Origin of the sequence: Micromonospora rubida (assembly GCF_009908295.1) — a bacterium.
Classification (GTDB): Bacteria; Actinomycetota; Actinomycetes; order Mycobacteriales; family Micromonosporaceae; genus Micromonospora; species Micromonospora rubida.
The window spans coordinates 623,256-641,630 of the sequence record NZ_JAAALO010000005.1 but is presented as its reverse complement, the minus strand read 5'-3'; the positions used below and the strand labels follow the sequence as shown (position 1 = coordinate 641,630).

Genomic DNA, 18,375 nt, shown 5'->3' with positions numbered 1-18,375 from the left:
TGTCTTGCGGTCACACTCACGACCTCGGACATCGAACGACAACCCGTATTCAGAAGCCCAGTTCAAAACGATGAAATACGTGCCGGACTTCCCGGAACGGTTCGGATCACTGGCCGACGCCCGATCCTTCTGCGACGCTTTCTTCACCGCCTACAACCACGAACACCGCCACTCCGGCATCGGAACGCACACCCCAGCGTCGGTCCACTACGGCACCGCCGCACAGATCCGCGAGCAACGGCAGGCCACCCTCGACGCGGCCTACACCACGCACCCGCACCGGTTCGCCCGCCGCCCACGACCACCCAGACTGCCGGAGACTGCCTGGATCAACCAGCCCGCCCAGCAGACACAACCCGTCTCAGTTTGACTTGACAACTACCGGCCTGGCGGTCAGCACGATGACCGGCGGTGGCAGCCGGACGCCCAGTAGGAAGGTGCGGCGGCGGGGCACGCAAGCTTGGGGTCATGATCTTCAGCCTGCTTTGGTCTGCTGAGGATTGGAAAGGGCGCTGGCCTGGGCTCGGGCAACGATGCGTCTACGGGCCGTGGACCAGCTGATCGGCAGCTCGCTCGCCGCGACTGGCCAGAAGTCGAATGTGGAGTCGGCCATTTTTGCGCGGTAGCGGGTCATGACGGTGCGGTGTGGCTCCTGGCCCACGGCCACCATGAGGGCTTCCCGATCACGCCACGCGCTCAGGGTCCAGAACTCGCGCCGCAGCGGGTGTGCCACGAGGGAAACCCCGAGGACGCCATCTGCGCGGCGGATCTGTCGATGAACACGCAGCGCGTCGAGGAGGAACGGCCCAACGTCGCGGAATCTGGTCAGTCGAAACCGCGACGCCATGACCAGGGCGGAATCGGACTCGAACCGGTCAGGCCCGGTCCACGGCAACGTCGGCACAGCACACCGCCTCGGCGTGGTCGCTGCCAGCGCTGCTCGGCACTAATTCGTGATGGGCGCTCACGGGCTTGCCCTTCTCTCCAATACCTGAACTTGACACTGAAAAGATGCCAGCTGGCACCCCGTCTTGTCAACGACAAGATGGGATGGATCACTGCGCCACGAAAAGGTGCGTTCGCACCCACGGGACACGTTGCGGTACGCCCAACAGGCGTTTCAACGGCGGTGGCCAACCGCCCCCGCGGAGCTGCGGCGGCGGGTACGGCTCAACCCCGGCAAGGAAGCGACTTCGAGGAGGTTCAGCAGGCCATCGCGGATGCCCTCATCTTGCCGCCCCAGCTAATAGTGGTGCTGTACGACCACGAGGGCGTCGAAGACGAGGAGCGCGAGCACGAACCACAACGGTCTGGCACCGACGGTGTGCAGGTGGAAGTCGAGTGGCGAGCCGCGCCGGTAGGTGCCGGCGTACAGGATCGGGTTGAGCACGAGGTAGAACACCACCAACGGGATACCCAGGCGGAACAGCCGGTCGCGCAGGAAGGCAACGCGGGCCTTTGCGGTCGTACGAGCCGGGCGTGAAGTAGCCGGAGAACAGGAAGAACGCGCCCATGAACCAGGCCTGGTTGACCAGCAGGAAGACCAGCAGGCCGAACCCGACCGCGTCGCTGGCCAGCTTCTCCGTGTAGTGCCAGACCTCGAGTCCGTACCTGGTCGCGATGTAGTGAAGGACCACCAGCGAGATCAGCAGGACCCGCAGGTTGTCCATGAACCACAGCCGTGGCGAGGACGCGGCGTCCCGGCTGAGCGCCGTGGCAGCGTCCCCGGTTGGGGTCCATCTCCGCCCTCGAGGGGCTCTGCCGGGCTGGGTGGTGCGATGCAGTCTCCATGTCGTCTTCTTTTCTCATCTGTCTGCGGTGATATTGACCGCATGAAGCGCGAGGTCGAGGCGGAATGCGGCTGGGCGTACAGGCTGGTGGGGCTAGACCTACTTCGCCGTGGCAGCCGTCTCAATCCGACATTCGAGACCGAAAACCGCCAGGAATTGGGTGATGTCCACTGTCGGCTCGACACATGTCGACCCTCACCTCACCTCCGACCAGCCCAGCGCACGGTGCGGCCAGCAGGTCTCCGCTGCTCGGCTGGTTCGCCGTCGCCTGCGCCGCGGCGCCCCGGTCATCGTCCGCGGCGTTCGCACGGCCGCGGACCTTCGCTACGGGTACCAGCTCGCTGCGATGAACGAGCGAGTGACGGCCATCGAGCGTGGCGAACCTGCCCGCGACACCGACGCGGCCTAGGTGCTCAAGACCCTCGTCGCCCCGATCTACCTGCGCCTGCTCCTCACCGCGGAACCGGTCGACGAAACAACTGCCGACAACGCGGTACGAGTCACCATGGCCGCCGCGCGGGCCGGCATCCTAGGCACGCCATCCGAAGACGTACCGGCCAGCGAGTAAGGGCCGCTGGCCAGCAGCAAGTCCACTCCCCTGGGGCAACCCCCCGGCAGTCGCCGACAGCGACAGCACCAGGTCCTCCATTCCGGACAACCTGCGCTGACGCTTCCTGACGATGGCCGGCTCGAACTGTCAACGCCGGCTGAAATTTGGCCCTGTCTCACATTCGGTGGTAGCAGAGAGTAGCGGCCCAGTCGGCCGGACGGCAGCACTGTCTAAACCTGCATTATCGGGGCAAAGGCGTAGCATCTCCATGGTTGCAGCCTTCACACGAAACCGGCCAGCCCTGAAGCGCCGACGTCAGAGGCTCGCGCGCACACCTGCGACGCCGCTACAGAGTGTCACCACCGAATGTGAGACGGGGCCGTTGTTGTTTTTACAGTCCCGTGGCGTCGTTATGAGCGGAAACGGTGCGTGTTGCGGGTGCACCAGTCGGAGAAGGTCCGAGGGGCGCGGCCAAGGAGGCGGCGGACCGTGTTGGTGCGAAAGCCAGTCGTGTCGGCGCGCATGAGGGTATAGCCCTCGATGAGGGCGTCAGCAAGCGCTGGTGGCGCCCCGCGCGGGAAGCGGGAGCGCACGGCTTCCTCGGGCGAGGCGACCGGGCGGACCTCGAGGTCGCGGCCGATAGCAGTGGAGAGGATCTGGACCTGCTCGATGACGGTGAGTGCCTCCTCCCCGGTGAGCACGTACTGCTTTCCCTGATGTCCTTCTTCGGTCAGGGCGACAGCTGCCACTGCGGCGATGTCGGCGGGGTCGATCGGGGCGAACCGGCCCTGGCCGATCGGGTTGAGAACGAAACCGCCCTCGCGGATGGTGGGCAGCCACTCCAGCGTGTTGGTCATGAAGGCGCCCGGCCGCAGGATGGTGGCTGGGATGCCCGAGGCGCGTACCAACTCCTCACGATCATGGTGCCATCGGCCCATGGCCGGCATAGGGTCGCCGAGCACGTTGGCCGAAGACAGGTGCACGATGTGCTGCACGCCCGCGGCTCGCGCGGCCGCGACGGCGTGTTCGGTCTGGGTGAGCCCGATACCCGGGGTGAGTAGGAAAAGCTTGGAGACGCCGTCGAAGGCGGGCGGCAGTGTCGCGGGATCGTCCAGGTCCGCGACGACATGTTCGGCCCGGCCCGCGGCCCGGGCCGGGTCGCGAACCAACAGACGCACCTTGGCCTGTTTGCCTTCGAGCGCGGCGGTGAGTTCGTGACCGATGTTCCCCGTAGCGCCGGTGATCAGTAACATAAGCCCTCCAGCGGTCGGTAACCTGTTAACGATCCTTCTCGCTGAACGTTAACTGGTTAGCGATCGACCGTCAAGAAGGAGACGCGGTGCCCGAGTTTCTGGACCTGCACAGCAGGACGAACAAGGTGCTACGCGCCGTCGCGGAGGTCGCCATGCAGCGCCACGGCCTGCACCTCGGTCAGGACCATCTGCTGGCGGTGTTGTGGAAAGAGGACGGCCGCACCCCAGGCGAGATCGCCGCCGCAGTGAACGTCTCGACCCCCGCGGTGGTGAAGATGTCCGGCCGCCTGGTCGACGCCGGGCTGATCACTCGTCGCCGCGACGACCGGGACAACCGCCTGGTTCGCCTCTGGTTAACCGGCGCTGGCCGCGCCCTTCAGGCGCCGATCGAGTCTGAACGACGCCACATCGAGAAGAAGGTGACGGAAGATCTCACCCAAGAGGAGCGCGAACTCCTGATGTCCGCCCTGGCGAAGGTCCACCGCTCGACGGTCGCTCTCATGACTGAATCCCCATGAGATCACCAAGGTCATCAACTTCCGACGCATATGGACTGACCCTCGATGAGGCAACCGCTCACGTGCGATCAAAGCAGCGTACGCGGCGACCAACCGCAACGTCGGGTATCCGGATCTGCCGCAGACAACGCGCGGTTGACCGCCAATCGCCGCCTGACAGGCGTGGGCTGCGGTTCAGGGCCCCGGTAAAGTCGTGAGGGTGTCCGGCTTGGGCGATTCGAAGTAGAAGCGTCGGTGTTGGTAGCAGCAAGACGAGCATGACCAGTTCAGAAGATCATCAAGGTTCTCTAGGCCACGATGATCTATCCGAAGTGAGCCATGCCCGCACTGCCATCATCGCTGACCTCTTCTCTGTCCTGCGCGCCGGCTCTGACCGTTCCCGGAACCGCTGGTGGGCTGCCCGCAGCACTCGCCGGTCTGCCTGATCCGCGAGCCCGGCGGGGTGTCCGGCACAGGCTGCCGGTCGTGGTGACCGCGGCGGTCTGTGCCGTGGTTGCCGGCTACCGCTCGTATACCGCGATCGCTGAATGGGTCGCCGACGCTCCGGACGCGACCGTCCTGGCCCTGGGCATCGCCCCGGATCGGCTGCCGTCCGAAGCGATGATCCGCCGACTGTTGCAGGCTCTGGATCCGCAGTTGCTGACTGCGGCGATCGGTCTTTGGCTCGACGGGCGTGCCGCGCCCAGCGCCGCGACGGGCCGGCGGGCGATCGGGGTCGACGGAAAGTCGCTGCGCGGATCCCGCATTACCGACGCTGCCGCCCGACATGTGATGGCTGCTTGCGACCAGGTCAGCAGCGTGGTCCTGGCCGACACCGACGTGGACGGCAAGACCAACGAGATCACCCGGTTCCAGCCGCTGCTCGACCAGATCGGCGATCTACGCGACAACGTGATCACCGCCGACGCGCTGCACTGTCAGCGTGAGCACGTCACCTACCTCGCCGAACGTGGCGCTTACTGGATCCTGACTGTCAAAGGCAATCAGCCTCACCTGCATCAGCAACTCGCCGCTCTTCCCTGGCGGGCCGTCCCGAACGCCACCCGCGACACCGACCGCGGCCACGGTCGTCGCGAGATCCGCACTCTCAAAATCCTGACGATCTCCACCGGCATCGACTTCCTGCACGCGGCCCAGGCCATACAGATCCGCCGCCGTCGACACCGACTCGACCAGCCGAAACGCTTCACCACCGAAGCGGTCTACGCCATCACCGACCTACGCGTGCACCAAGCGAAGCCCGCGCAACGGGCCGCCTGGATCCGGGGGCACTGAACATCGAAACAAAATTTACTGGGTCCGCGATGTCACCTACGACGAAGACCGCAGCCAGATCCGCACCGGCAACGGAACCGGGCTCATGGCCGCCTTACGCAACGCCGCCATCGGCGCACTCCAGCAGGTCGGCCGGGCCGGGCTCGAGGACCGCCAGCTTTCCGAAGTGGATGCGCACGGGCGGGCCGAGCTCGTCGACGTAGGCTGCCGCCATTAGGCCCATCACCTTCCCGTCCTCCTCGCGCTCGCCAGCAGGATGAGCAGGGCCAGGACGGCCCCGGCCGCGCCGATCGCATACATCGTGGGGAAGCCCCGGTGGAAGGTGACGCCGCCGAGGGTGGTGCCCAGCGCGATGCCCAGGTAGATGCCGGACGAGTTGAGCGAGATCACCAGCGGCGACTCGCCGGGCGCTGCGGCTATCAGGCGGTGCTGCTGCGGCGGCGTCTGCGCCCAGCTGCTCGCTCCCCACACCAGCGCCAGCAGCCCGACCAGGGCGGGCACCGCGGCGTGGGTGGCGGCGAGCCGGCCGAGTCCGGCCAGGGTGGCGGCCATCGCGACGTACGCCGTGCCGAGCACCACGGCCCAGCCCCAGCGGTCGGTGGCGTAGCCAGCCGTCAGGTTGCCGAGCACGGCGCCCACGCCGTACAGGAAAAGGATGGTGCTGGCCGCGGAGAGCGGCATGCCGGAGGCGTGCAGGGCGGGGACACTGTAGGCATAAGCGGTGTAACAGGAGGCCATGCCGATCACGGTCAGCGGGAGCACCACGAATACGCCGGGCCGGCGCAGCACGGCGAGCCGCTGCCGCAGCGGGGTGCGGGGGTTGCCGGGCAGCTCAGGCATTACCAGGTGGACGCCGGCGGCGACGAGCAGGCAGAGCATGGCGACGCCGGCCAGCACCGGGCGCCAGTCGAAAAGGCGGCCGAACAGGCTGCCCAGCGGCACGCCGAGCGCGGTGGCCACGGTCAGCCCGCCGACCACCACGGCCAGGGCCCGCCCGCGCTGCTCCTGCCGGACGAGGGCGGCGGCCGCCGCGCCGGCGTTGGGGGTGTAACCGGCGGCGCCGGCTGCCGCCAGCACCCGGGTCAGGATCAGGATCGGCAGGTTCGGCGCGAGGGCCGAGCCCAGGTTGGCCAGGAAGAGCACGGTCAGCGCGGCGACCAGCAGCCGGCGGCGGGGCAGCCGGGCGGTCACCGTGGCGACGACCGGGGCCAGCACGGCATAGGACAGGGCGAAGACCGTGACCGACTGGCCGGCCGCTGCGGTGGAGACGTGCAGCGACGAGGCCATCGCGGGCAGGAAACCGGCCACGATGAACGCGTCGGTGCCCACGGCGAACGTGCCGAGGGCGAGAACGGCGGTCGACTTCAGGCCGCGCTGGGGCGTGCCGGCCGGCGGTGGCGCGCCTGTGCCGGCAACACCTTGACTTCGGACATGTGAGACATCCCTTGCCTGTGCGCTTGTCGGGACGCCCGCTCAGCCGCGCAGTGACTGGTGACGGCGGCGGGTGCGGGCAGCCGCGGCCTGGGGTGCGGCCGCCATCAGGTCGGCCACCGTCTGGGCGGCCAGCTCGCGACGCCAGGCCAGGTCGGCCTTGCGCATCGCGGTGGTCACGGCGCAGGCGCGCCGGAACTCGGGCGCGGCGGGGTCGACCCCGCTGCCGCGCTGGCGGATCTCGGTGCAGCGGAACGCGTCCTCGCGCCCTTCGTGGGCCACGACGATGTCGAGCAGGGTGATCTGCTCGGGCGGCCGGGCGAGCCGGAAGCCGCCCCGTAATCCCGGGTGGGAGGTGAGGATGCCGGCCCGGACCAGCGCCTGCAGGCCCTTGTTGAGATAGGCCCGGGGCAGGTCGAACCAGGTGGACAGGGCGGCCACCGAGACCGGCTGGTCGGTCTCGATCCAGGCGAGGGCCAGGCAGCAGTGCACGCTCCACTCGACGCTCTGGCTCATCCGCATGACCTAGACATTACATATCTAGGTTCCGGAGCACAGGGGTGCCGGCGAACGGAATCTCCGGTGGCGGTCCGCCCAGCGAGCGGAGCAGCGCCGGGTACGCCTCGACGTCCCCCACGAGCACCCCGCCCAGCAGGACCCGGCCGGCGGCGTCGAGCACCAGGGCGGCGTACCGTCCGGAGCCCGCAACGCTGAACCGCAGGGCGCCCTCGGCGGTGGCGTGCGCGTCGCCGAAGCTGGCCACCGGGACGCCGGAGGCCTTGAGCTTGGTGGCGGTGCCGGGGCAACGCTGATCACCGTCCCGGTCAGCCGCCGCGCCCGGTCGAAGGCGTCCCGCGCGTCCTGTCCGGCGGTGACGGCGTGCATCGCCCAATGCGCGAAGACGCCGGGGATCATCTTGTAGGTCGAGCCGTTGGGCGCGGGGGTGGATCTACGGGCTAACCAGCAGCGGTGACCCGTCTTTCGTCGGGACCATGGTCAGCTGGCTGGCTGGCGCCGAGTGCGGGATCGAGATGACGCGCCTGGTCTTTCACGACATTGAGGAAGGCCGTGAGTGCGGGAGCCGAGGGGCCGTCTCGAAGGACGACGTGAAGTCTTCGTCCGAGCTTTTGTTCGGTGATGTCGCGGATCGCCAGGCTCAGGTCGGCGGTGGGTAGTGTCAGGGCTGGCAGGAGCGCGATGGCTTCGGTGGTGCGTACGAGTTCGAGCTGGACGTCCGCATCGTTGGAACGGTGTCGTAGGTCGGGCTCGTAGCCGCCGAAGGCGCGGCAGGTTTCCACGACCATGTCGTGATGACCGGTACCGCGATCCGCGGCCACCCACACTTCTTCTCGCAGTTCGGACAAGGCGATGGGCCCTTTCCGCTCGGCCAGCAGATGGTGGGACGAAAGGACCAGCCTGAGTGGTTCCTCGTGCAGCAGCGTGAACCGTAGGCCTGCGGGTCGGGGGCGGGGGTGACCGTCGTATTCGTCGCTGATCACCAAATCGAGCGCTCCGAGGCGCAGCCCTGGCAGCGCCTGTTCGAGCTCGAGTTCGGAGACCTCGGTACGGACCTGCGGGTACTGGGCCAGCATGCGTGCGACTGCTGGGACCAGCAGCCGTCGCGTCGCTGACTGCAGGCCGCCGGCACGCACGGTTCCCCGCACCTCCCCGGCCAATGCGGCCAGGTCCGCCGATGCCGCTTCAGCTGCTGTCAGCAGCACACCGGCGTGCTGGGCCAGCAGCCGCCCGGCGTCGGTGAGTCGCACACCGCGACCGGCTTTCTCCAGCAAGCACGTGCCGGCCTCCTTCTCCAGGATGTTCAGTTGCTGCGACACCGATGAGGGGCTGTAGCCCAGAGCCACGGCGACCGCGCTGAGGGTTCCACGTTGCTCAAGCTCGCGCAGCAAGCGCAGCCGCCGAAGGTCCCACATGACCATTCGGGAATCCTAACCAGTCAACCTTATGAATCGTCACTGGACCTGACGAGTAGACGCGCTGATGCTGGACAACATGGGTCCTGCACTGTGCCTGTTGTCCGCCGCGTGTTTCGGTGCCATGGCCATCTTCGGCAAGCTCGCGTACGCCGCGGCTGTCTCACCCGAAGCGCTGCTGCTGGTCCGCTTCGGCCTGGCCGCCGTCCTACTGAGCATGCTGCTGCTCCTACGACCGGGTCTGCGCCGTCACTTGGCGAGCCCGGGCCGGGTGAGCAGTTCCACACGCAGGGCTCCACGGCTGCTGATGCTGGCCCTCGGGCTGGGCGTGTTCGGGTACGCCACCCAGGCGAGCCTGTACTTCTCCGCACTGGAACTGATGGACGCCTCACTGCTGTCGCTGATCTTCTACACCTGCCCGGTACTGGTCACACTCACCGCCGCGGTGATGGGCCGGGACCGTCTGACACTGGGGCGGTGCGCCGCGTTGGCGGGCGCCTGCTGCGGGACGCTCCTCGTCTTCGCCGGTACCGGTGGTGTGCATTTTCACCCGCTGGGGGCAATCTTGGCGTTCGGTTCCGCTGTCACCTACACCAGCTACATCCTGGTGTCAGATACCGTCGTGCACCAGCTACCTCCGGTGATGCTCTCCGCGCTGGTCATGGCCGGAGCCACCCTCACGCTGACCGCCCGCGCCGCCGTGACCGGCGGAGTCGATCTCAGCTTCGGACTACGGGGATGGTTCTGGCTGGCGTGCATCGCGATCGTGTCCACCGTCCTGGCGATGCTGACCTTCTTCGCCGGCCTGCGCCGCACGGGGCCTTCGACCGCGGCGATCCTGTCGACGTTTGAGCCGGTCGTCACCATGGTGCTGGCGGCGCTCACGCTCGGCGAATTCCTCACCCCCCTACAGGTAGCCGGTGGTGTGCTGGTGCTGTCGTCCGTGGCCGTGATGCAGATAAGACGGACTGGCCGGGGCGCCGGATCGCGGCAGGTCCGGGATCCGGTTGAGTTCGATGGCCCGAAGCAAACGGTGGCTGGCGGCTGAGGCGATGCGGTAGACCGTGTCCGACGCCGCGTCGGGCGATGACCGGGGTGATGCCCCTGGCCCGAAGCTGTCGGCGGTAGCAGTCGTAGTCGTAGCCACGGTCGGCGTAGAGCCGCTGCGGTCGTTGCCGGGGACGGCCGCGGATGCCCCTGATCCGGGGAAGCTTGTCGACCAGGGGCTGGTCGGAGAGCACCTTTCCGACGAGCCCCTGGGCACCGGGGGCGACCCCCTTGTAGCGTCCGCCCGACGCCGCGCCGGTCCCGACGATCGTCGAGGCCACGTGGGTACCGTGCCCGTGCCCGTCGGCCAGGGCCGACGCGCTGGGCACGAAGCTCTGCGCGGCGGCCACTTTGCCCTTCAGGTCCGGGTGGTTGGCGTCGATCCCGGTGTCCAGGACCGCCACCTTCACCCCGGAGCCGTCGTAGCCGGCGGCCCAGGACTGTGGCAAAGGGCCGTACCAATGCGTCTTCCGACGGTGAAGGCGCTGCCTGGGCCACGGCGTCCTGCCGTCTCGGAGGAGAGACTCATCGCACTCCTCCTCTCCGGCATCACCGATGAGGCCATCGCCCGGCATCTCGGCATCAGCTACCGGACGGCACAGCGTCATATCGCCGCGCTGATGGCGGGGCTCGGCGCGGACACTCGGTTCCAGGCCGGCGTCCAGGCCGCCATCCGTGAGCAACGCAACCTCGGGATACCACCGGGCGTACGGGACGAGGCCGATGGTGAGCAGCACCAACCGTGAAGACGGCGCCGGCGGGACGCGCGCCACATCAGGGCCACACCATAGTGCGGTCGGCACGCTCAGGCGGGCTCTGGATCGAGGTCGGCCCGGGCAGTGTGGAGTCGTCGCAGGTGCTGCTGAACGGCGTCTCGGCTGAAGCTCAGACACGTGACCTGACTGTCGAGCCGGGCAAACTCAGCGGCGAACAGTGCGATCAGTTCGTCGTCTTCGTCGTCTGTCTCGTCCCCGTTGACCGGGCTCGGCTCGTGGAGCAGCGGCATGATCAGCCTGGTCGGCAGCCCTGATCTGACAAGGCTGCTCACCAGCGCCGCCTGTTCGACGTCCGCCTCCTGGTAGTGCCGGTAGCCGCTCGGTGTGCGCTGCGGTGTCAGCAGCCCTCGCTCCTCGTAGTACTGCGGCATCTGGAGGCGGTCGTGACGGACGCCGTACCAGAGAGGGCGGCCGCCGCCGCAACCGCCGCCGACCTGATCCGCGCCAACGTCAGCGAGTGGTTCGGCGCACCCCGGGTGCTGCGTACGGTCCGGCTTCCACGACCCACAGGAAGACCCGTCGGGGACTCGGGCCGCCACCGTTTGCGCTCGGCCGGGCCTGGCAGCGGTAGACGGGTGATGTAGCCCACCTCGGCTATCGGCACCCCAGTTCCGTTATGGCGCCGCATCGTGCTAAGTTCCAACCTAACGGGACTGCGGGCCCCTTAAGGGGTTCGGAATTCTTCGGCAATGCCCTGTCCTTGACTCTTCGTCCCCCTGTCCCTATGGGGTGGACTCGAATGGAGCAGCTGTCATGTCCACAACCAGCGCCGCCTCGCGACGCACCGCACCCCTCGTCGCTGACTCCCCGCAGTCGCAGCGGCTGACCGGCCGACTCAAGCTGGTCCTCGCCGTTCTGCTGGTCACCCAGTTCATGCTGGCCGTGGACTTCTCGATCCTGAACGTCGCGTTGCCCGCGATCGGCGACGGTCTCGGCTTCTCCCTGGCCAACCTGCAGTGGATCGCCACCTCGTTCGCCCTGTCCGCGGCCGGGTTCACCCTCTTCTTCGGCCGCATCGGCGACCTGCTCGGCCGCAAACGGATCTTCCTCGGCAGTATCGGTCTGCTTGGTCTGGCCTCCCTCGTAGGAGGCCTCTCCACCAGCCCCACGCTCCTGATCGTCGCCCGCGTCGCCCAGGGCCTGGCCACCGCAGCCGCCACCCCGGCCGGGCTCTCCCTGCTGACCACCGCCTTTCCCGAAGGCCCCCTGCGGCAGAAAGCCCTCGGTCTCAGCGGCGCGTTGATGTCCGCCGGGTTCACCACCGGCGCCATCCTCGGCGGCGTGCTCACCGACCTGCTGTCCTGGCGCTGGGCCTTCTTCATCAACGTGCCCGTCGCCGTCGCCGTCCTCCTGATCGCCCCCTCGGTCATCCAGGAATCAAGGCCCACCGACCGTCCCAAGCTCGACCTGCCCGGTGCCCTGACCGTCACCCTCGGTCTCCTGGGACTCGTCTACGGCCTGACCCAGGCCGGCGAACACGGCTGGACCAACCCACATGCCCTGACCGGGCTGATCGCCGGCGTCCTACTGCTGGTGGCGTTCTACCTCATCGAGCGAAAGGTGACCCAGCCACTGGTTCCCCTCCGGGTCCTCCGACGCCGCAACGTGGCCTGGGGCAACATGCTGGGCCTGCTGGCCTTCGTCACCGAAACCTCACTGGTCTACCTGCTCACCCTCTACATGCAGAAGACCCTCGGCTTCTCCGCACTGCTCGCCGGAATCTCCTTCGGCGTCCTGGGCCTCGGCACCGTGGTCGGCGGCCTGCTAGCCCCCAAAGCGATCGCCAAAACCTCCACACTGACCGTCCTGATCACCGGCGGCCTGATCCAGACCCTCTTCACCGCCGCTCTGATCTTCCTCGGCCCAAACACCGCCCCCTCAATGGCACTACTCCTGCCCGCCACCTTCTTCGGCGGCGTCGGCAACATGCTGGTCATCGTCGGTTTCATGGTCACCGCCACCAGCGGACTACCCGACAAAGAACAAGGCCTAGCCACCGGACTGGCCACCATGTCCCAACAAATCGGCATCACCATGGGCACCCCGATCATGGCCGCGATCGTCACCGCCGCCACCGCGGGCGCCGCCACCGCCGCAGCCGTCCTGGACGGCGTCACCACCGCCATCGCCGTCAACGCCGCACTCGTCGGACTCGGCGTCCTCATCGCCGCCACCTTCCTGCGCACCAAGCGACAGCACCAGTAGACCCGAACTCCAGCAGGCGAAGATTCGGCAGACAGACCCTGGCGGGTACGGCACCCGCGTCTGAACGACGGCGAAGTCCCCGGACAACCTCGCCACCGCCACTGACACACCTCGGGGGGTGCCGCTACCAGCGGGGCGACCGCGACGCCGGAGCAGGTGCGGGCCTGGTGGTGGGCGACAAGAGCGGCAGGCGCTGACCCGTCCGGCCCGGTCCCACTGCCGAGTTCCCTCGACTGCCACCACCAGTTGCCGGTACGGCGACACCGCATCGAACCGCCATCCGAGGGGCGGACGACACCCACCTCGTCCGCCCCTCACGCCCTCCACTCCTCGAGAGGAAAAACCCATGGACCTGCAGCTCACCGGCAAGGTCATCCTCGTCTCCGGTGCCACCAGTGGAATCGGCCAGGCCACAGCCCACCTGTTGGCGGCCGAAGGAGCCCGCGTGGTCGCCGTCGCCCGCGGCAGAGTCGACTCCCGTGCCCTTCCTGACACGGCCGACTTCCACCCCGCTGACCTCACCGACCCCACCACCGCCGACGAGCTCGTGGCCCACGTGCTGGACAGGCACGGGAAGCTGGACGGACTGGTCAACAACGCCGCAGCCCTGGTCTCCCGCGACAGCTTCGCTGACATCGACGACTCTCAGTGGCACGCCACCTTCGAACTCAACCTGCACGCCGCCGTACGCCTCACCCGTGCCGCCCTGCCCCTGTTGGCGACGAACCCCGGCGGCGGCAGCATCGTCCACGTCGCCAGCGAAGCCGCCCGCCTTCCGGACGCCTCGATCGCCGACTACGCCGCTTCCAAGGCCGCCGTGCTGTCGGTGTCCAAGTCCCTAGCCACATCCCTGGGAGCGAGCGGCATCCGATCCAACGTCGTCTCACCCGGTCCGACCCGCACCGCCCTGTTCGACGCCCCCGGCGGCTTCGCCGACCAGCTCGCCAGACGCTTCAACATGTCGGCCGACGAGGCTGTGGACCACTTCATCCGCAACGAACGCCGACTGCCCACCGGCCGCATCGGCACCCCCGAGGAAGTAGCCGGCGTCATCGCCTACCTCCTCAGCCCACGGGCCGTCCAGGTCACCGGCGCCGAATGGGCCATCGACGGCGGCGCCCTTCGCCAGCTGTAGCCGGCACGCCACCGCCGGTAGCCGCTCGTCCCATTCAGGCCCGCACCAACACTCGAGTACGCCGTACCCCGGGTGCGGGCCACCCTCCCGCACGAAGGACCTGAGACGTCATGTCTTCCACACCCCGCACCACCGGCACTCTGCTCGACTGGGAAGCACGCACTCTGCCGGCACCGATCCCCGTACCGGTCCGCGTGTACCGGCCCGCACCCGCCGCCCACAACCCAGCGAGCGGGTGGCTCGTGTGGGCGCACGGGGGAAGCTGGCAGTACGGCTCCGCCACCCAATGGCATACCGTCACCAGCACCCTGGCCACCCTGTCAGGCTGGACGGTGGTCAGCGTGGACTACCGGCTCGCCCCTCGCCACCGCCACCCAACGGCTCTGGAGGACGTGCTCACCGCGTTGTCGTGGACGCGCCGCCGGGCAGGAACGTCGCCAGTGGCGGTGGGTGGCGACAGCGCGGGAGGAACCCTCGCCGCGTGCGCGGCACTGGCCGAACGCGACCGCGGACGGCGCCTGGCCGCACAGCTGCTTGCCTACCCACCACTCGACCCGGACTGTTCGTCGGCCACCTACCGGCGCGACCTCACGGCGTTCCCGCAAGCAGCCCACCTGCGCCGGGCCTGGCGCACATGGCGCGGCACGACGAGCACGGCGCAGGCAGTTGACGGCACCACCCTGTACAGCACCCCGTTTGACGCCCCCACCCTGGTGGGACTCGCCCCCGCCGTACTGGCCGTCGGCCTCACCGACCCCGTCCGCGCGGAGGTGAACGAATACGCCCTCCGGCTGCGCGCCGCCGACGTCCCCGTACGCCTCCTGCAACCGCCCGCAGCCGGTCACGGTGACGTCCTGCAACCCGGCAGTCGCCTCCTCCAACAGCTCGCTGACGCCCTGCACCACCTATCCACCGCTGGAGAGGGAAATCCGCTGTGACCAGCAACGCCACCGAAACCGCCAACATCCCCGCCCCGTTGGAAGCTCTGGTACGCCACTTCACCGACCTGCGCGACGGCACCCACGGCGGTCATAGCACCCGCCCGGGCAAGGAGTCCGCCTTTCACACAGCGACCGACCTGCTGGACGGCCCCGCCCGCCAGGTGCTCGGCGAGTTCAACACCCATCTACTGCTGGGTACGGGCACGATCCGTGCCACCGGCTTACGCCACAATCACCACGGCGGAACCGAGGCGGTGTGGCAGCTGACCTGGCCCGGGCAGCGCCACGCCGGAATTTCCCCGCTCACCCTCCACGCCCACTACGGGGCCGGGTTCCACCACCCGCATCTACGCGGCGCCACGGTAGCCGACTGGCCCCTGAACGTCTCCAACACGGAGCAGGCCACGGAACTCGTCCCGACGCTACGCGCCATCGTCGCCTCCGACCTGCATAACCTCGTCTTCCAACGGGACTGGCGCATCGTTCCCGCACTGCGCCACCCCGGGCACGCCGAGCACCACACAACCCGACGAGACAACTGATCATGTCCACACGGCAGATCCGACTATCCGTCCTGCGCGGTCCTGACCGAGTCGTTCCGGCACCTATGCGAGTGCGGTGCGGGACGCAGCAAGTGCGCGCTCTACTGGTGCCCGGCGGATCTCGCGGCCAGCCGAGCCGCGGGAGCTGGCAACCTGGCTGAGCCCCGCGCGACGGTTTCGGCTTAATCCGGGCGTTCTGGGATACCACCGGGGGAGCGCAGTTCGGCTATCTACCGACAGACGACGCGGAGACTTTCGCCGCTCGAGTGCCTGGCTCGGATGCGCTGGTCGACGCCGCTGCGTTCCAGGGCGGCGGCACCTATACCAGCGCCGAATATTCTCTGCGGCACGTCGTAGCAGCGCCCTCTGTCCCCCTCCCGAGGACAAGCATCTACCCAACGGCGGTGACAGCCGCTCTTTGGCACGATCGCGCATCGACATCCGTGGACAGCGGCTCCGCTCTGTGACGGGTGGTCGGCGGCAGATGCGAATGGGGTGTGTTATCGGTTAGGACCGCTGGTGAGCGTGTAGACGCCGGCGTGGGCGGCTGCCGCTGCCGCTTCGGCGGCCCGGTCTGCCGTGGCCCTGTCGATGGGGTCTCCGCTGACGAGCAGTCGGTAGTAGAGCGGTGCCGAGACGGCGCGGATGACCTCGGCCGCGTCCGTGCCCTGGGGGAGTTCCGCCCGCCGTACGGCCTGCTCCACGCAGGGGGCCCACTCGGCGATGCGGACGGCGTAGAACCGATGGAGAGCCTCGGCGGCGCGGGGGTCGCAGGTGGCAGCGACGATGACCGCTCGGAACAGTGCACCCTGACGCGGATCGACCAGGGTGCGTTGCACGAGCCGGGCATTGGCGCGTAGGTCATCGATCAGCGATCCGGTGTCGGTGCGCGGCAGCGACTGCTCCGCCATGTCCGTCAGTAGGTCGGCGACGAGGCCGGCGACCGTACCCCAGCGGCGGTAGACCGTTGTCTTGCCCACCTCGGCACGGCGTGCTACATCGGCGAGGTCGAGACGGTTGAAGCCGTGCTCTACGAGCGCGTCAGCGGCGGCTCGGAGCACGGCGGCGCGGACCCGAGCGGTCCGTCCTCCGGGGCGGGTCGCACCGACGGTCATAACGGGTCTCCAGTTCCCTTAGCTGCGAATGGCTGACAGTGTAGCCGATGCATTAACGAAACTGGAGCACCCTTAACAACAGGCTGTGATCATGGAGTATCGATGACTCGGGCATCCGGACTCACCGTGCCCGCCCTCTACGGCCCACGAGCCGGCTGCATGCGACCGCCGCCTACGGCCCGCCGGTCGAGGACGAACACCTGTTCCGCGTCGTGGACGTCCTCGAAGAACTGTCCCGCGAGACCGGCTGAGCACCGTCTTCGGCCGGCTGCCGTTGCAGATGTTGCCCGCACCCGTCGCGGTCGAGCCGTGTTTCTCATAGCCGAGGTGCTCGGTCATCTTCGTGCCGAGCCCAGTCAGCCCCTCGTCACAGCCCGAATGCCGGCGTCGCTCACCCCAAGACCGCCGCGCGGTCGGCGACGATGCCGCCAACTAGGTGCCCTAGCGTTTCCGGCGCCTCGACGTGAGCGAGGTGACCCTGCCCAGGCAGGATGTGCACGGTCGCGTCCGCCAGCATCCGCTGGACCGCGGTGAAGGCGGTGCCGTAGGGCTCGCCATCCCGGCTTTGCTCACCGACGACGAGGTCGACCGGTATCCCCAGCCCGGCCCACCGCTCAGGCTCCGGTGCAAAGGCATTCAGCGCCGCAAGCTCCTCCGCCACCGGCGCCGCCCATAGCCGCAACGATGCCCAGGCGGGAGTGGCCCGCAACGCCGTGACATACTCCGGCGAGTACCTGGAGACGTCGAGGTTGACCACTTCGACAGCCCGGTCCAGGTCACCGGAGGCAATCGCCGCACGCAGTGTCGGCACAGCGGCGGCCCCGAATGGACGCAACACCGGCTCGTACGCGATGACATGCCGCACCGCCGCCGTCCGTGTTGCCGCCTCAATGGCGACGAGTCCGCCGTAACTCCAGCCGAATAGCCGCGCAGGCTCGTCCAGCCATTCGAGCCATGCCAGCAAGTCGAGCACCTCGGTCTCGACACCGTAGTCGATTCCGAGCTGCCCGCTGGGCGCCCGGCCTCGCCGATCGAGGATGAGGACTGGTTCGGGTCGGTCGACTGCCACCGCGACACGACGCCATCCTTTCGCGTCGGTCATGACGCCGGGGACGACCACCAGCGGCGTGCCGGTCCCCGGCTTCGAAAGAGCGTGCAGGCGGGTGCTGTCACGGTCGATATAACGAGACTCCACCCAAGAGAATTTATGTGGGCCCGAGCTGTCCCAAGCCGGGGCAGTCCCATAATGTGATCGCGATCAAGTCCGCTCATCCGCCGATGGTGGTGCGCATGAGCCGACAGCCCACTTGTCCGCTGGGCGCGTTCCGCACGGTTTGCGTCCCCCCGGTCAGCGCGATCGATGCGACCACTCGGGTCCATCGGACACACAAGCGCGTCGTCACTTCCAGCCACCTTCTCCACGGGCAGGCAACACCGGTCGATGGCGCCGCGGGCCACTATGCCCTGTCTGGAAAGGGTTGCGCGACCCACCTCCGACGCCGGCCGGAGGACGCAATCGATGCCCCTACGACTCCCGTACCCGGTTACGGCGGTGGTGGACGATCAGCGCGACCGCGCAGAGCGCCGCCACCAGGCCGAACGCCGAGCTGACCCACTGGTTGTCCGTGGCGGTCGACAGCACCACGTTGGCCGCCGCGCTGACGAAGAGCACCAGCCACAGCAGTGGACGTAGCAGGCCGCCCAGCTTCTTCGGTGCGGCGACCGGTGCGTCGGTGATGCGGTACGGATCGGTCATGACTGCCTCCTTCGGCGAACGTTCCTCGACGCCGTCAACGCTAGGCAGGCGGCGCGGCGGGGACGATCCCGCCAGCTCGACGACCCTGGTACAGCAGGCTGTACCTTCCG

At 68.3% G+C, this 18,375-nt stretch carries 21 protein-coding genes and 2 pseudogenes; 10 read left to right on the top strand and 13 right to left on the bottom strand.

Translation table 11 applies throughout. The features are described 5' to 3' along the window. Positions 1-370, top strand: a 370-nt coding sequence (locus GVV04_RS21860) for an integrase core domain-containing protein (protein ID WP_161689916.1), incomplete at its 5' end; no start/stop codon positions are given. Positions 371-475: 105 nt separating this feature from the next. Here the strand turns inward: GVV04_RS21860 and GVV04_RS21855 are convergent. Beyond that, a complete protein-coding gene (locus GVV04_RS21855; protein WP_161689915.1) occupies positions 476-904 on the bottom strand; it encodes a DUF3291 domain-containing protein in 429 nt (142 codons plus the stop codon). Positions 905-1,243: 339 nt separating this feature from the next. Continuing rightward, positions 1,244-1,405, bottom strand: coding sequence for a hypothetical protein (locus GVV04_RS21850; RefSeq protein WP_161689914.1), 162 nt, complete (start codon positions 1,403-1,405; stop codon positions 1,244-1,246). A 794-nt stretch (positions 1,406-2,199) separates the two neighbouring features. Between GVV04_RS21850 and GVV04_RS21845 the strand changes: the two genes are divergently transcribed. Next, positions 2,200-2,358 carry a hypothetical protein gene (locus GVV04_RS21845; protein ID WP_161689913.1) on the top strand — a complete coding sequence of 53 codons (159 nt, stop codon included), beginning with the start codon at positions 2,200-2,202 and terminating at the stop codon, positions 2,356-2,358. Positions 2,359-2,750: 392 nt separating this feature from the next. Here GVV04_RS21845 and GVV04_RS21840 read toward each other — a convergent pair whose 3' ends face one another. Next, positions 2,751-3,593, bottom strand: a complete 843-nt coding sequence (locus GVV04_RS21840; protein WP_161689912.1) for an NAD(P)H-binding protein — start codon at positions 3,591-3,593, stop codon at positions 2,751-2,753. Between the two features lie 86 nt (positions 3,594-3,679). On the opposite strand from GVV04_RS21840, the gene GVV04_RS21835 reads away from it, so the two are divergent. After that, the gene (locus GVV04_RS21835; RefSeq protein WP_161689911.1) at positions 3,680-4,111 is read left to right on the top strand and encodes a MarR family winged helix-turn-helix transcriptional regulator; all 432 of its coding nucleotides are present in this window, start codon (positions 3,680-3,682) and stop codon (positions 4,109-4,111) included. Positions 4,112-4,576: 465 nt separating this feature from the next. Further along, positions 4,577-5,386, top strand: coding sequence for an ISAs1 family transposase (locus GVV04_RS21830; RefSeq protein ID WP_328822506.1), 810 nt, complete (start codon positions 4,577-4,579; stop codon positions 5,384-5,386). A gap of 222 nt (positions 5,387-5,608) precedes the next feature. Here GVV04_RS21830 and GVV04_RS21825 read toward each other — a convergent pair whose 3' ends face one another. The 4 genes from GVV04_RS21825 to GVV04_RS21810 form a co-directional block, all read right to left on the bottom strand. Further along, positions 5,609-6,754, bottom strand: coding sequence for an MFS transporter (locus GVV04_RS21825; protein WP_161689984.1), 1,146 nt, complete (start codon positions 6,752-6,754; stop codon positions 5,609-5,611). Between the two features lie 105 nt (positions 6,755-6,859). Beyond that, a complete protein-coding gene (locus GVV04_RS21820; protein ID WP_161689910.1) occupies positions 6,860-7,339 on the bottom strand; it encodes an RrF2 family transcriptional regulator in 480 nt (159 codons plus the stop codon). 10 nt (positions 7,340-7,349) lie between these two features. Beyond that, complete coding sequence (locus tag GVV04_RS34460) at positions 7,350-7,580, bottom strand: hypothetical protein (protein ID WP_328822505.1); 231 nt, start codon at positions 7,578-7,580, stop codon at positions 7,350-7,352. 193 nt (positions 7,581-7,773) lie between these two features. Continuing rightward, positions 7,774-8,754 (bottom strand): LysR family transcriptional regulator, encoded by a 981-nt coding sequence (locus GVV04_RS21810; protein WP_161689909.1) that lies wholly within the window; start codon positions 8,752-8,754, stop codon positions 7,774-7,776. 61 nt (positions 8,755-8,815) lie between these two features. Between GVV04_RS21810 and GVV04_RS21805 the strand changes: the two genes are divergently transcribed. Further along, positions 8,816-9,796, top strand: a complete 981-nt coding sequence (locus GVV04_RS21805; RefSeq protein ID WP_235966521.1) for a DMT family transporter — start codon at positions 8,816-8,818, stop codon at positions 9,794-9,796. 13 nt (positions 9,797-9,809) lie between these two features. Here the strand turns inward: GVV04_RS21805 and GVV04_RS34825 are convergent. Continuing rightward, positions 9,810-9,974: pseudogene (locus GVV04_RS34825) on the bottom strand (IS5/IS1182 family transposase); the annotation flags it as partial. 3 nt (positions 9,975-9,977) lie between these two features. Then, positions 9,978-10,241 (bottom strand): annotated as a pseudogene (locus GVV04_RS34820) (S8 family serine peptidase); the annotation flags it as partial. 15 nt (positions 10,242-10,256) lie between these two features. Here GVV04_RS34820 and GVV04_RS33325 point away from each other — a divergent pair. Then, positions 10,257-10,541 (top strand): helix-turn-helix domain-containing protein, encoded by a 285-nt coding sequence (locus tag GVV04_RS33325; RefSeq protein WP_161689908.1) that lies wholly within the window; start codon positions 10,257-10,259, stop codon positions 10,539-10,541. Positions 10,542-10,600: 59 nt separating this feature from the next. Here the strand turns inward: GVV04_RS33325 and GVV04_RS21790 are convergent, their stop codons facing one another. After that, positions 10,601-10,942, bottom strand: coding sequence for a MerR family transcriptional regulator (locus GVV04_RS21790; protein WP_161689907.1), 342 nt, complete (start codon positions 10,940-10,942; stop codon positions 10,601-10,603). Positions 10,943-11,324: 382 nt separating this feature from the next. Between GVV04_RS21790 and GVV04_RS21785 the strand changes: the two genes are divergently transcribed. The 4 genes from GVV04_RS21785 to GVV04_RS21770 all read left to right on the top strand — a co-directional run bounded on the left by GVV04_RS21785 (position 11,325) and on the right by GVV04_RS21770 (position 15,394). Next, a complete protein-coding gene (locus GVV04_RS21785) occupies positions 11,325-12,776 on the top strand; it encodes an MFS transporter (RefSeq protein WP_161689906.1) in 1,452 nt (483 codons plus the stop codon). Between the two features lie 346 nt (positions 12,777-13,122). After that, positions 13,123-13,911: an SDR family NAD(P)-dependent oxidoreductase gene (locus GVV04_RS21780; protein WP_161689905.1), complete on the top strand. Its 789-nt coding sequence runs from the start codon at positions 13,123-13,125 to the stop codon at positions 13,909-13,911. 110 nt (positions 13,912-14,021) lie between these two features. Next, positions 14,022-14,849, top strand: a complete 828-nt coding sequence (locus tag GVV04_RS21775) for an alpha/beta hydrolase (RefSeq protein WP_161689904.1) — start codon at positions 14,022-14,024, stop codon at positions 14,847-14,849. Next, positions 14,846-15,394, top strand: a complete 549-nt coding sequence (locus GVV04_RS21770) for a hypothetical protein (protein ID WP_161689903.1) — start codon at positions 14,846-14,848, stop codon at positions 15,392-15,394. Before GVV04_RS21775 ends, GVV04_RS21770 begins: the two co-directional genes overlap by 4 nt. A gap of 500 nt (positions 15,395-15,894) precedes the next feature. Here GVV04_RS21770 and GVV04_RS21765 read toward each other — a convergent pair whose 3' ends face one another. From GVV04_RS21765 to GVV04_RS21755, 3 genes are all read right to left on the bottom strand, one after another. Next, positions 15,895-16,509 (bottom strand): TetR/AcrR family transcriptional regulator, encoded by a 615-nt coding sequence (locus GVV04_RS21765; protein ID WP_161689902.1) that lies wholly within the window; start codon positions 16,507-16,509, stop codon positions 15,895-15,897. Between the two features lie 391 nt (positions 16,510-16,900). After that, complete coding sequence (locus GVV04_RS21760) at positions 16,901-17,704, bottom strand: alpha/beta fold hydrolase (RefSeq protein ID WP_201753873.1); 804 nt, start codon at positions 17,702-17,704, stop codon at positions 16,901-16,903. Positions 17,705-18,034: 330 nt separating this feature from the next. Beyond that, on the bottom strand, positions 18,035-18,265 hold the full coding sequence (locus GVV04_RS21755) for a hypothetical protein (RefSeq protein ID WP_201753872.1): 231 nt from the start codon (positions 18,263-18,265) through the stop codon (positions 18,035-18,037). Between the last annotated feature and the right edge of the window lie 110 nt (positions 18,266-18,375).

Coding starts and splice junctions, on each gene's coding strand:
- GVV04_RS21840 (WP_161689912.1), bottom strand. CDS start 3,593: ATGTTACTGATCACCGGCGCTACGGGGAACATCGGTCACGAACTCACC.
- GVV04_RS21820 (WP_161689910.1), bottom strand. CDS start 7,339: ATGCGGATGAGCCAGAGCGTCGAGTGGAGCGTGCACTGCTGCCTGGCC.
- GVV04_RS21810 (WP_161689909.1), bottom strand. CDS start 8,754: ATGGTCATGTGGGACCTTCGGCGGCTGCGCTTGCTGCGCGAGCTTGAG.
- GVV04_RS21805 (WP_235966521.1), top strand. CDS start 8,816: ATGCTGGACAACATGGGTCCTGCACTGTGCCTGTTGTCCGCCGCGTGT.
- GVV04_RS33325 (WP_161689908.1), top strand. CDS start 10,257: ATGCGTCTTCCGACGGTGAAGGCGCTGCCTGGGCCACGGCGTCCTGCC.
- GVV04_RS21790 (WP_161689907.1), bottom strand. CDS start 10,942: ATGCCGCAGTACTACGAGGAGCGAGGGCTGCTGACACCGCAGCGCACA.
- GVV04_RS21785 (WP_161689906.1), top strand. CDS start 11,325: ATGTCCACAACCAGCGCCGCCTCGCGACGCACCGCACCCCTCGTCGCT.
- GVV04_RS21780 (WP_161689905.1), top strand. CDS start 13,123: ATGGACCTGCAGCTCACCGGCAAGGTCATCCTCGTCTCCGGTGCCACC.
- GVV04_RS21775 (WP_161689904.1), top strand. CDS start 14,022: ATGTCTTCCACACCCCGCACCACCGGCACTCTGCTCGACTGGGAAGCA.
- GVV04_RS21765 (WP_161689902.1), bottom strand. CDS start 16,509: ATGACCGTCGGTGCGACCCGCCCCGGAGGACGGACCGCTCGGGTCCGC.
- GVV04_RS21755 (WP_201753872.1), bottom strand. CDS start 18,265: ATGACCGATCCGTACCGCATCACCGACGCACCGGTCGCCGCACCGAAG.